This is a genomic window from Pseudomonas sp. PAMC 26793 (genome assembly GCF_000313235.1).
GTDB classification, from domain to species: Bacteria; Pseudomonadota; Gammaproteobacteria; order Pseudomonadales; family Pseudomonadaceae; genus Aquipseudomonas; species Aquipseudomonas yamanorum.
The window spans coordinates 81,593-94,572 of sequence record NZ_AMXG01000015.1; the positions used below are offsets into that span (position 1 = coordinate 81,593).

Sequence of the window (12,980 nt, forward strand, 5' to 3'; positions counted from 1 at the left end):
TGACGGTTTGGCTTTATGAAGAAACATTTAGAAATGTTTGCTCCGGTGAAGGCGGGCGTGCCCGTCTCCACCGAAGCAGGGTTGCTTAGTGGGGGCCTTGATCAATCCCGGCCTGTAGCTCCTGGCTATCACTGTGCCCGCCTACCCGCAGCGATCCGAGGTTGATGGCTTGATCCTTACGCGTTGCGTCGTCCTGTTTGCGGGTCAATTCGTCCTTGGCGCCCAGCGCCAGATTGACCGGTGACTTCGAGACGTTCAGCCCGACATCCGCGCGATAATCGCTGCCCGTCAACGCGGTGGCGTTTACCGCAGAACCCCCCAGGTTGACCTTGCCTTCCGAAGCCCCGATGCGCGCACCGGTCAGCCGAGTCTCGCCACCCACCTGCAAGTTCACGCCCTGGGTGCCGCTGATGCCCGAGGCCTGAGTGACGCTGTCCTTGGCGACGTGGCTGACGTTCAGGTTCAAGGTCGGGGTGTAGGCGGTGGTGCCGCTCTTGTCGCCGAACAACACGCTTTCTGCGGTATTGGCCACCGAGCTGCCGGTGGTGTTCTTGCCGCTGACGGCGTAGCTGTCACTGGTTTTTGGCCAGAGCTTTTCCTTGACGCTGGACAGGCGCGTGCCCAGGGCGTCCTTCTTGTCGGCGAGGTAAGTCTTGGCCTGATCCACGCGCGTGCCAAAGGCGCCACGAGGCTCGGGGTTCACGTCGTAGCTACCGCTGCGGGTGAGTTTTTCGCCCAGGCGCTCCTTGGCGTTGCCGACGCCATTAACCACGCTGTCCTTGGCCGAGGCCAGGTGCTCTGTGCCCTTGTCGAACGCGTTCTCGAGTTTTTCGCGGTGCTTGTCGAACGCGCCTTCCGCCTTGGCCTGCAATTTGTCCTTGAGAGGGCCGGTGGTCTTGGCGAGTTTATTGACGATTCCGGGCTGATTTTTCTCGACGTCCAGCCTGGCATCGACGTTGACCTGGGTGCTGCTGACGTGATCCTTGCGGCTCTCGACAACGAGGTCGCCGCCGATCTTGCCGCTCACCTGATTCGCGTCGATCCGTGCCCCGGACAATCGGGTATCACCGGCACTGTTGATCACCACGGTGTCGGCCTTGATCTGGCTGTCGTGCTGAGTGGTGCCTTGCAGGTAATCGACGTCGACCTTGGCCCGGGCATTGATGCCATGTTGGGTCTTGGGCGTGTCGTGTTCACCCGCGTTGGCCAGCGTGGTTTTGCCGCCACTGCCGCCCGCGCCCAAGGTCACGCCCCAGCTGTCATGGGCCTGGGTCGATTGCGCCGACTCCTGCAGGATGCCGCCATTTACCGCGTCGAGGCTGACGTTGCTGGCCGCGATTTGCGTGCCTTGCAGGTGGATGGCATCGGCGCTGTTGCCGCCGCTGGCGAGCGTCACGTTGCCGTTGCTGTGCAACTGCCCGACGCTGACGGCCTGGTCGTTTTCCGCGCCCTTGCCGATGTTGAAGTTGGCGCTGAGGCTCCCGGTCTTGCCGCTGCTTTCAGCGCTGCTGGTCTTGCCGGCGCCGACGTTCAGGCCGCCGCCCAGGTTACTGGCGTTGCTGCCGTGGCGCTCGGTGGCGGCTTGCAGGTCCAGCTTGCCACCGGCGGCGAGGTTGATGTCACCGGTCTTGGCGCTGCTGCTGCCAATCCGGGTGCCTTGCAGGGTCAGGTCGGCGCCGCTGTTGAGTTGCACCGGACCTTTGCCCTGGAGGGTCGCGACCCGGGCCTGGCTGTCCTGGGTGTCCAGGCGCTTGTTGTCCAGCTGCACGTCGGCACCGAGGTTGAGGTTATTGCCGTTGGTGCCCGGCGCCGTGCCCACGGTCAACGAGCCGTTGCCGCGCAAGGTGCTGCTGGTGTTGCTCTGGGTGTCGTTGGCTTGATTCAGCGCCAACTCGCCGCCCGCCTTGAGGTCGACACCGGCCTGGCCGCCCTTGAACTGGCTGCCTTCATAACGCGCATCGCCCTTGACGTCGATGCCCACGCCCTGGGCCCCGGCGTAGCTGCCGACCACTGCCGTGCTGGTGGATTCGCGTAAGTCACTGCTGCCGCCGGCGCCGCTGCCGCGCACGTTCAAGTCTTCACCCGTGGTGGTGTAGATCCGCACGCCGGCCTTGGCGTCCACGCCTTGCTCGCTGCTGCTGTGGGTAGTGGCGGCAGCGGTGGCAAGGTGGCTGCCGGCGTCGATTTTCAGGCCGCCCTCGGTGGCATGGTATTGAGTGCCTTCATCCTGCAATTTGCCGGCGACGTTGACCTGCACCGTGCCGCCCGTGAACTGGCTGACCACTGCCGTGCTGTCCTGCTGTGTGCGGGACTTGTTGGCATGGCCGACGTCAACATCGAGCCCGACATTGGGTTGCTCGAACGCGTCCAGCAGCCCTGGCTGATGAAACTTGCTTTGGGCCACACCTTCGATGGCTTTTTCGATGGGCCGGGGGAGGCCCTTGTATTCGACATTGGCGCCGACATCGGCCGTCCAGCCATTCTCCTTGTGGGTGCTGGACTCGCTGTTATGCGCCGCCTGGTTGTCGACCTGCGCAGCGTTGACCTGCAACCCGGAACCGGCCTTGACCTGTGCGCCCTGGCTGGTGAGGGTGTTGCCGGCATTGATGGTCAGCTTGCCGGCCGCCGCAACGGTGCTGGTGTGCGCGGTGGTTTTGCTGTTGGTGTCGTGGCTGCTTTGATGGCTGAACTGCGCGCCGCTGCCGGCCCTGTCGAGGCCGCCGGTGTAGTAGACGCCGCCGCCAGTGGTGGTCTGCTCGGTGGCGTTGGCCGTGCTGTCATGGGTCGCCAGCAACTCGATATTTTTCCCGCTTAAGGTCGCATCACCCTGGGTGGCCTTGAGGCCTGAACCCTCGACGCTCAAATCGCCACCCGCGGCGACGGCCAGGGTACCGCCGCTGAGGCTGGAGGCTTGTTGGCGGGTGGTGTCGGTGTGGCTGGTTTTCTGCTGGTCTTCGTAGTTCACGCCCGCGCGATACTGGCGCGTGCCGTCGGCGGTTTCCTTGGCGTAGCCATCAAAACCCCGGGTGTGAGTGCGGGTGGTGTCGCTGGAAGTGTTTTCCGCCGAGGCGATCTTGATATCACCCTTGGCGTCAGCCGTCAGTTCGCCTGTGGCAGACACCTTGGAACCACTGACTTCGATGTCCTTGGCGCTGTGCAGTGCGAGGTTACTGTCCGAGCGCAGTTCGCTGGCGACCACGGTGCTGTCCTTGAGGTTCTTGCGGCTTTCGTCCTTGGAGATCCCGAAGAACTTGCTGTCCTTGCTGTAGCGGTTGTCGTGGGACGTGTCGCGTACGCCATCAATCACCAGCGAGCCCTTGTCGCTGATGACGCTGGCCTGCGTGCCGCCACGGGCCTGGCTGCCGCTGATGCGTACTTCATCGGCCTTCACGATCAGCTTGCCGTCGGCGTTGACCTTGCTGCCGGTATTCAGGGTTTTGCCCTTGTCGCCATCGCCCTTGGAGCCGAAGAAACTGCCGCCCACCAGGTCACCGGAGTAACCGTTGTCCCGGCTGCTTTGGGTACGGCTGGCGCTGGTGATTTCCACGTGCCGGGCGGCCAGTTGGATATCCCCCGGGGTTTGCAGTTCGGCGCCTTGCAATTGCAGGGTCTGCCCACCGGTCAGCTCCAGGTTCTTGCCGGCCTTGAGGCTGCTGGTGATGCTGCGTTGTTCGCTGGCGGATTTGTCCCAGTCGGCTTTCCACAGGTGTTTGCGGTGGTTGCCCTGGTCGCGGGTTTCATGGGTCTCGGTGGCGGCGGTCAGGCGCAGGTCCGCGCCACTGTTGACCCGCACGGTGTCGCCGGCGTCGACACGGCTGGCCTTGATCTCGGTGTTGGCGCCGGAAGACAGCGCGGCATTCTGTTGCGCGACGACGCTGTTGCCATGCTGGCGCGAGTCCTTGTCGGTGGTGGTACGGTCATAGGTTTCGTAGGTGAAGAGGAAGTTGCTGTTGTTCCACTGCTCACGCTTTTCCTGGAGCTTGCGGCTCTCCAGGCTACTCAAGGTCAGGTTGCGGCCAGCGTCGAGCTTGACGTTGCGCCCACCGACATCGGTGGCGGCCAGGCTCAAATCCTTGGCGCTGTGCAGGTCGACATCGCCCTGGCGGCTCTGCACCCCGGCGCGGGTGGCCTCGAGGCTATTGGCGTGCACCTGGCCGCTGATGTCGAGGTCGCCGGCCGAGCGGATGTTCACGCCGTCCCGCCCATCCACTTGCACGGCCCCCACGCGTACGCCGGCACCTTCGGCGGTACTGACGATATTGATCCGCCCGGCCTGCATCGCACCGAACAGGCTGGCGTCGATACGCTGGTCGCCGGTCTTGCTGGCCGGGTCTACCTGGCGCACCTGGCCGCTGGCAACGTCGACCTGATTGCGGCCGATGGTGAGGTTCAATTGATCACGGGCGCTGAGCCGACCTTCGCTGTCGATGCGCGGTGCGATCAGGTTGATCGAGCCGTCACGGTTTTGCAGACCCTGGGCCTGCACCGTCAGTTGGCCGCTTGCATCACGGGTGTTCAAGCCTTGCAGCTTGCCGTCGTTGAGCTCGGGACGGCCGACGACCAGGTTGGCGTTGGGGGTGTTGATGAAGCTGCCGCCGTTGACTGAAATCCCGTTCGGGTTGGCCAGCACATAATCCGCCGCCCGGCCAAAAATCTCCTGCGCACCGTTGAGGGCCGAGGCGTTGCGGCTGACCACTTCATTGAGGATCACGCTCGCTGCCTGGCCCTGGAACTGCGGGTTGGCCGCCAGGTGCCCGGCGAGTTGGGATTGCCCCGCCTGCAAGGCGTTGTTCAACACCACGCCTTGGCGGTCGACGTTGTAGTCGAGAAATTGGTTGTGGGACAGGCCGCCGGCATTCGGCGCGACGATATTGACGATAGGCACGCCCGCCTGGTTTTGCAGTTGCGGGGTGCCGCCGGGCCCTTCGATGACGGTCAAGCCGCCGGCCAGTACGAGTTGAGGTAACAGGAACAGGCTGGCGATGGCCCAGCGCAGTTTGCCCTGTGGAGAGAGGTGAAAGGCATGAGTGTTAGTCGGCATAAATAGTCTCGCTCTGTTGGCTGATCCGTGAAGTGCGTCGTTCGGTGCAACGCTGCCGTGCTGATCAGGTGCTGCGGTTATTTCAGGCAAATCAGGTGTCGGCTCATATCTGCAAACTAAGGCGCGTCAGCCAGACCTCCGGCTCTTGGGCAAACGCTGCGGGGGTGTTCAGGTTGCGTTGGTAATCGAGGTCGAGCTGCACGTTCTTCCAGCTCAGGTTGAGCCCGGCACTGGCGCCGCTCAGGCGTTGGCTGCGGGCGCCGTATTCACGCTTGACCCAGCCGTTGTCCAGGCCCAGGCGCGGGGTGATCTTGAACGGCAGGTCGCTGTTGAGTGGCAGGCGCAGGGTGTTGCGCCACACCGCGCCAATGGCGCCGGACGCGCTGTTCTCGCGATAGCCACGCACCGCCGAATCGTCAGTGACCAGCAGTTGTTCGATGGCAGGCAATACATCCGGGCTGTATTGCATCGACAGTTGGCTCTGCCACTGCCACGGTTGCCCGATGAGCTGGCCGTTGCGCCATTGGGTGAGGTTGGCGCGGTACTTGTGAAATTGCGCCTGGGGCAGGTTCTTCACCACCTGATCGGCGTCGCGGTCGGCGCCGAACCAGGTCAGGCCCTGGGCGTAATTGACGTCCAGGTTCCACACTGCGCTGTTGAGCCAGAACAGATTCACACCGGCCTCGGCCACGGTCAGTGTCGGGCTCTGGATACCCAGGCGGACCTTTTGCAGGTAGCTGTCGACGTCCTTGTAAGCCAATTGCAGGTTGGCGCTCAGTTGATGGCTTTGGTCGCGCCACAACACCCGGTCGGTGCGCAGGCTGACTTGATCGGTGCGGCCACTGTTATAGAGCGTGGTGCGGCTGAGCTTGAACGGCGAGCGGTACTCGGCATGGCTGGCGAACAGGCTGTAGGTCCAGTAACCGTAGGGGATGGAATAAAACAGGCTGTTGCTGCGGCTGTAACGCGGACCGTGGTTGAGGGTGTCGCTGAAGCTCAGGTTGAGGGCGTCGTTGAGCTGCAACGGGCTGTCCAGGCTCAGGCTGACCGCATTGCGATCACGGCCGGTGCAGGCGCTCCCGAGGTTGTCGACACCCAGTCCCAACGCCCACCGCGAGGCACTGCTGCGCGAGCGCAGGATGATCCGTGAGGCGCCCGCTGCGCTGCCAGGGGCGATGTCGGCGGTGAGGTCTACCGAGCGCAGGCGATTGAGTTGGTCCAGGCCTTGTTCCAGGTCCCGCAGGTTCAGCGGTTCGCCGAGCATGCCCGGGAATGCCCCGCGTAACGACACGGGCAGGCTCTGGTCGGCCAGCTCGATAGCTTCGACGTAGCCTTCTTCGACGTGAATATCCAGCGGGTGCCCGGCGGCCGGGGTGCTGATCAGGTATGGGCGACTGGCGATATAGCCGGCCTCGACATACAGGCGGGTGATCTCGGCGAGCAGGCGGTTGATCTGCGCGACGCCCATGCACGGCGCCACATAGGGTTCGATGCGGGTGTTCAGTTCAGCCTTGTTGAACAGCGTGACACCGGCCACGCGCGTACCGCTCAAAGGCCAGCAGCGCTGGTCCTGGGCGGTGTCTGCCGGCAGTGCGGGTGTGGTCGGTGGTACTGCGAAACGGCCTCGCTGGATTTGCCGCTGACGCTGTTCCAGTTGTAATTGCTGCAGGTCGCGCTGCTGTTGCTGTTGCAAGCGCAATGCTTCCTGGCCAGGCAGCGGCCCATCGGCGGCGGCCGCCGGCAGCGTGCACAGGCAGAGCAGGGCAACGATCAGTCTATTGCTACAACAGAGTGGCTCGGTTGAGGGCTGATTTGGCACTCGACATCCTTAACGTGAAATACGCACGATCCATGCCCCTGAGCCAAAACGGTGAACTCAGGGACTTTCCACAGTTGAGCCACCTTTAAAACGTTTGTTACATCAGGGACAGGATTTATTACATAAAACGTGGGGAATGCCGCGTTATTCACAAAATAAATGCACAGAGGTGGTGCAAGTCGGGTAGAAGGGTGCCTAATGCAGGTTGTTTTTGCGGGCTTTTTTCGTGAGGAGTGGTGCGAGGGGCTTTTTTATTGTTGCAGCAAAGGCGTTTAATCATTTTGTTTATGCGTGACTGAAAAGGGCAGCCCCGGTCTTGGCAAGAGACCGGGGCTGCTTCGTTTCAACTCAGTGTTGGCCGCGTACCAGAATCGATTCATCGATTTGTGCAATCGACGTGACCCCGGTCAGCGTCATCGCCACGCGCATCTCCTTGGCGAAGATATCCAGCAGGTTCTCCACGCCACGCTGCCCGTCAGCGGCCAGTGCGTAAGCCTGGGCACGGCCCAGCAACACGCCCTTGGCGCCCAGCGCGAGCATGCGCACCACGTCCAGCCCCGAGCGTACGCCGGAGTCCACCAGCACCGTCAGATCGCTGCCCACGGCTTGTACGATAGGTGCCAGCGCCTTGGCCGTGGACAGCACGCCGTCCAGTTGGCGGCCGCCGTGGTTGGAGACGACGATGCCGTCGGCGCCAAAGCTCACTGCGTCCTTGGCATCCTGGGGATCGAGGATGCCTTTGATGATCATCGGGCCTTTCCAGAACTCGCGGATCCACTCCAGGTCTTTCCAGCTGATGGACGGGTCGAAGTTGTTGGCCAGCCAGCCGATGTAGTCCTTCAGTTGGGTGGGCTTGCCCAGGTATTTGGAGATGTTGCCCAGGTCGTGGGGGCGCCCCAGCAGACCCACATCGAAGGCCCAGGCCGGTTTGGTCATGGCCTGCAGGATTTGGCGTTGCGGCCCGTAGGCGCCGGACATCCCGGAATGGGCGTCGCGATAACGCGCGCCGGGGGTGGGCATGTCGACGGTGAACACGAGGTTTTTTACCCCGGCGGCCTGGGCTCGCTCCAGGGCATTTTTCATGAAACCGCGATCTTTCAGCACATACAGCTGAAACCAGATGGATTGCGCGCTCTGGGACGCCACTTCCTCGATCGGGCACACAGACACCGTCGACAGGCAAAACGGTATGCCCTTGTTCGCTGCCGCCTTCGCCGCCTGGACTTCACCGCGCCGGGCAAACATGCCGGTCAGGCCCACCGGGCTGAGGACCACCGGCATCGCCAAGGGCTGGTCGAACAGCGTGGTTTCAAGGCTCAGGCTTTCGACGTTACGCAGGATGCGCTGGCGCAGGCTGATATCGGACAGGTCCGAGCTGTTGGCCCTGAGGGTGTGTTCGGCGTAGGCACCGCCGTCGATGTAGTCGAACAGGAAACGCGGCAGTTTGCGGCGGGCGGCTTCGCGGTAATCCGATGCGGACGAAATGATCATGAACAGTGATGCCCCGAGTGAAGAAAAACGGTGGGGTGAGCATAGACAAACGCCTTTCATGGTAAAAACAACTTTTCCAACTTGATTCAAGTCGCAAATGGAATACTCATGAACCTTCGCACGTTGTTGGCCTTTGTCGAAGTGGTGCGCCAGGGCAGCTTCTCACAGGCGGCCGAGGTGGTTTCGCTCACTCAGTCTACCGTCAGTAAGGCGGTCAAGACCCTGGAAGATGAGTTGGGCACGCCGCTGTTCAATCGCATCGGCCACAAGAGCGAGCTGACGGCCGCTGGCGAAATTGCCTATCGCCGCGCTCTGGTGTTGCTGGCCGAGCGCAGTGACCTGGTGGCCGAGATCAACGACCTGCTGGGGCTCAAGCGCGGTGTATTGCGCATTGGCTTGCCGCCGGTGGGCAGCGGCGTGCTGTTTGCGGCGATGTTTGCGTTGTATCGACAGCGTTATCCGGAGATCGAGATCGAGCTGATCGAGCACGGCAGCAAGAAGTTGGGCGAATGCCTGGAGGCCGGGGAGGTGGACCTGGCCGCGTTGCTGGTACCGGTGGCGGGTGAATTTGAATATCAGGATGTCCGCGTCGAGCCGCTGATGGTGGTGATGCCGATCGACCATCCATTGGCCGGGCGCAAAAGCGTCGATTTTTCCGATCTGGCCGACTCGCCCTTCATTCTGTTCGAGGCTGGATTTGCGCTTAACCGGATTATTCTCACGGCCTGCGAGCGCAGAGGCGTAGTCCCACGCGTCACCGCCCGCAGCGCCCAGATCGACTTTATCGTCGACCTGGTGGCCGCAGGCTTGGGGGTCGCGTTTTTGCCGAGCATGCTGGCTTACAAACACCTGCATGCCGGTATTGCCCTGATCCAACTGGACGAGCCCCAGACCGATTGGCACATCGCCCTGGCCTGGCGGCGACAGGCGCATCTGCCCCCGGCAGCGCGGGCCTGGCTGGACTTGGCCCTGGAGATGGGCAATGTACCAGACAGCGCGGCCCAGCCTGCGGTTTAGCCTTGAGCGATCAGGGTCAGGCGACTCTTGACGACTTTTTGCAGCAGCAGGGCCAGGGCCTCGGTGGAGTACGGCTTCTGCAGCAAGACAAAACGGCTGGCCTCTTCCTGAGCGATACGCGCGTACTCGTCGTTGTAGCCAGTGGTGAGCACCACCGGCAGCCACGGATACAGGGCCTCGATTGCGTCCAGCAACTCCAGGCCGCTCATGCCGGGCATGGAGATGTCGGAGAACACCACCTGAAAACTTTCCGGGTTGGGGGCCAGGGCTTCCAGCGCACTGTTGGCATCCGGCACCCAGAGGACGTGAAAGCCCATTTGTTCCAGGGTTTGCGAGGTATACAGGCCGACATCGGCGTTGTCTTCGACCATCAGCACGCACAAGCTTGAGACGATGGGCGTGGCGCTGGTGTCTTGAAGAACCGGTAGGGTACTTGGCTCGACCTTGGGCAGGTACAGGGTGAACTGGCTGCCAGTGCCGCACTCGCTCTGCACCAGGATTTCACCGCCCGACTGCTTGGCGAAGCCGTACACCTGGGACAAACCCAAACCGGTGCCCTGGCCGATGCCCTTGGTGGTGTAGAAGGGCTCAAAGATCGCGTCGAGTTTTTCCGGCGGGATACCCGAGCCGGTGTCGGCCAGCTCGATGGTCACGTATTCGGCGACGCGTACCGGATGAGCGCGAACCGAAGGCAACCAGTTTGCCGTCGAAACGGTGATCGTCAAATGCCCATGACCGGCCATGGCGTCGCGGGCGTTGACCACCATATTGACCAGCGCGGTATCGAACTGGCTTTCATCGGCGTTGATAAAGCAGGCATCGTCAGGCACCTGGATGCTGACCTTGACCCGTGAACCGGTCAGGCTGTCCATCATCTCGCCCACTCGCTTCACACTTTCGCCGACGTTGAACACTTCTGGCCGCAAGGCCTGGCGGCGAGCGAACGTGAGTAACTGGGCGGTCAGGCGGGCTGCGCGGTCGACGGTGCTGGCGATGGCTTCCACGTATTTCACGCGCCGCGCCTCGCTGAGGGCGGGCGGCTTGAGCAAGTCGGCGCAGGACTTGATCACCGTCAGCAGGTTATTGAAGTCGTGTGCGACACCGCCAGTCAGCTGGCCGATGGCTTCCAGTTTCTGCGACTGGCGCCGGGCATCCTCCGACAGGCGCAAGGCTTCCTTGGCTTCTTCTTCGGCCTGGATGTCGCGGCCCACCGCATGGATGTAGTCGCTGTCGGGCACGGCCGTCCAGGCGATCATGCGGTAGCTGCCGTCCTGGTGACGGTAACGGTTCTTGAAGTTGGGGAAGTTCTTGCCATCCCCCAAGCGGCTGACCGCCGAGGATGAGACGGCCAGGTCGTCGGGGTGAACCAGGGCCAGCAATTGGCTGCCCACCAGGTCGTGTTCGGTGTGGCCGAGCATGCGTGTCCAGGCCGGGTTCACGGCGGAGATCACACCATCGAGTTGCGCCACCAGCATCAGGTCCGGCGACAGGCGCCAGATACGGTCGCGGTCGCGGGTGCGTTCGATCACCCGCTGTTCCAAGGACTCGTTGAGTTTGCGCAGGGACTCTTCGGCTTCGCGCAGGGGCGTGATGTCCCGGGACACGCAGAGGATTTTTTCCGGCAGGCCGTTACTGCCCATGATCGGGCTGACGTTCACGTGCCACCATTTCAGGTTGCCGGCCAGGGTGTTGGCGGCGCCGACAAAGCTGGCGTTGCGCCCGGCCTTGGCGGCCTCTACGGCGGCCTTGGCGTCGAGATTGCCCTGGTCCTGCCAGAAGTCCGGCCAGGGGCAGCCGCGAATCGCATTGAAGTCGCTGACTTCCATGATCTGCTTGCCGCCTTCGCTCATGAAGGTCAGACGGGCGTCCAAGTCCAGCACCTTGATGCAGTCATTGATGCTGGCAAGCACGCGCTCAGTGAAGGCTTCACTGTGAGTGAGGCCCGCGGCGGACAAATCACTCTCGCCAGATTCAGGTGGGCTATTTGTATCGGAGCCCTTCCCGATAGTGCTATTCATTTGAGTGCGGCCGCGCGTGTTAAATGGCCGCCATCATGTCATTACGACACCTATACCACCAGCGACTTGACACTTATTCGGGGACCACCGCTCGCCATGCTGCAAGCGGAAGGACCGGGCTTAAAACCCATCAGTCATATTCGGGTTTTCGGGTCTGAATAAGTGCCGGGAAAACCGTCGAAGTCTTTGAAAAAGCTAAGATTGTCGGACAATTTTTCCCATGAAAAACTCTTCATAATTTGCCCGCTCGAAGATTGGTAGCTTCCTCTCGCTGCCCAACAATTCGAGTTCTAATAATGAATAAAAAACTCTTCAAGAGCGCTTTGGCGCTGTCGATTTCGCTCGCCTCCACTTCCCTGCTTGCGGGTGGTTTCGCCCTCAATGAACAAAGCATCAGTTCAATGGGTACCGGTTACGCCGGGCGTTCCTCTTCCGCCGATGACGCCAGCACGGTGTACGGCAACCCGGCCGGCATGGCCCGCCTCAAGCAGAATGAAGTGAGCATCGGGGCGACCTACCTGGATGCCAGTTCGAATATCAAGAATGCCAGCTCCTCGCAATTGGGTGCCAACAACCCCGGCACCGACAAGGGCGACATGGTGCCGGGCATTGCCGTACCGATGGGCTACCTGGTGACGCCGATTGATGAACACTGGGCGTTCGGCCTGGGGATCTACGCGCCGTTCGGCCTGGAAACCGACTATGAGCGCAGCTTTCAGGGCAATGGCTTTGGCAATAAAAGCGAGATCAAGGTCATTACCGTCCAGCCGACGGTCAGTTATGCCTTCAACGACAAGGTCTCGGTGGGTTTCGGTCCTACCTTCAACCGGATCTCGGGTGAACTGGATTCCAACGTGCCGCTCGGGGGGGGCGCCGGCGAGAAGGTCAAGGTCAAGGGGGACGACACCGCCACCGGTTTCAATGCGGGTATCCTGGTACAGCCGCTGGAAAGCACGCGCATTGGCCTGACTTATCACTCGCAAGTGGTCTACCACCTCAGCGGCAAGACCAACGCTTCCGGCCTGATTTCCGATGCCTTTGATGGCGGCCCGCAACGCTATGACGCCAGCCTCAATGTCACCACACCCTCGTCGGTGGACTTCTCGGTTACCCATCAACTGAACGATGACTGGACCTTGTACCTGGGCAGCACTTACACGCGCTGGAGCCAGTTGAAGAAGATCACCATCAACAACGACGGTGTGTCCGCTTTGGCCGCCCAGTTCGGCGGTTTGAATTCAATCACCGAACAGCAGAACTGGCATGACACCTGGTCCCACGCCATTGGCGCGGCGTATCGGGTCAATAAGCAACTGGTGCTGCGTACCGGGTTCTCGGTGGACCAGACGCCAACCAACAACACCGACCGTTCCGTGCGGATTCCGACGGGTGACCGCACCGTATTCAGCCTCGGTGCCGGGTGGACGCCAATCGAAAACGTAACCTTTGACGTGGCCTATTCCTACCTCAAGGAAGAACCGATCAAGGTGCGCCAGAGCCAGCCCGCCTTGGGCCTGACCTACGACGCCAAGTATGAAAACAGCGCCAACGGTTTTGGTGGTTCGGTAACTTACCGCTTCTGATGCACCGAAAC

Annotated in this window: 6 protein-coding genes; 2 read left to right on the forward strand and 4 right to left on the reverse strand. The window is 61.9% G+C overall.

From position 1 onward, the window contains the following. Positions 1-85 precede the first annotated feature (85 nt). From D109_RS0103460 to lldD, 3 genes are all read right to left on the reverse strand, one after another. Complete coding sequence (locus tag D109_RS0103460; protein ID WP_017475688.1) at positions 86-5,041, reverse strand: hemagglutinin repeat-containing protein; 4,956 nt, start codon at positions 5,039-5,041, stop codon at positions 86-88. 103 nt (positions 5,042-5,144) lie between these two features. Further along, positions 5,145-6,815, reverse strand: a complete 1,671-nt coding sequence (locus D109_RS0103465; protein WP_256219476.1) for a ShlB/FhaC/HecB family hemolysin secretion/activation protein — start codon at positions 6,813-6,815, stop codon at positions 5,145-5,147. A gap of 393 nt (positions 6,816-7,208) precedes the next feature. Next, complete coding sequence (gene lldD / locus D109_RS0103470) at positions 7,209-8,351, reverse strand: FMN-dependent L-lactate dehydrogenase LldD (RefSeq protein WP_017475690.1); 1,143 nt, start codon at positions 8,349-8,351, stop codon at positions 7,209-7,211. Between the two features lie 108 nt (positions 8,352-8,459). On the opposite strand from lldD, the gene D109_RS0103475 reads away from it, so the two are divergent. Continuing rightward, positions 8,460-9,368, forward strand: coding sequence for a LysR family transcriptional regulator (locus D109_RS0103475; RefSeq protein ID WP_017475691.1), 909 nt, complete (start codon positions 8,460-8,462; stop codon positions 9,366-9,368). On the opposite strand, the gene D109_RS0103480 is transcribed toward D109_RS0103475, so the two are convergent. Beyond that, the gene (locus D109_RS0103480) at positions 9,365-11,323 is read right to left on the reverse strand and encodes a PAS domain-containing sensor histidine kinase (protein ID WP_017475692.1); all 1,959 of its coding nucleotides are present in this window, start codon (positions 11,321-11,323) and stop codon (positions 9,365-9,367) included. The two genes, D109_RS0103475 and D109_RS0103480, sit on opposite strands and share 4 nt — an antisense overlap. Before the next feature lie 359 nt (positions 11,324-11,682). Between D109_RS0103480 and D109_RS0103485 the strand changes: the two genes are divergently transcribed. Next, entirely contained in the window at positions 11,683-12,969 is a 1,287-nt protein-coding gene (locus D109_RS0103485; RefSeq protein WP_017475693.1) for an OmpP1/FadL family transporter, read from the forward strand. Positions 12,970-12,980: the final 11 nt, after the last annotated feature.

Bases quoted from the DNA above. Each gene is read 5' to 3' on its own strand.
- lldD (WP_017475690.1), bottom strand. From the start codon at position 8,351: ATGATCATTTCGTCCGCATCGGATTACCGCGAAGCCGCCCGCCGCAAA.
- D109_RS0103460 (WP_017475688.1), bottom strand. From the start codon at position 5,041: ATGCCGACTAACACTCATGCCTTTCACCTCTCTCCACAGGGCAAACTG.
- D109_RS0103485 (WP_017475693.1), top strand. From the start codon at position 11,683: ATGAATAAAAAACTCTTCAAGAGCGCTTTGGCGCTGTCGATTTCGCTC.
- D109_RS0103475 (WP_017475691.1), top strand. From the start codon at position 8,460: ATGAACCTTCGCACGTTGTTGGCCTTTGTCGAAGTGGTGCGCCAGGGC.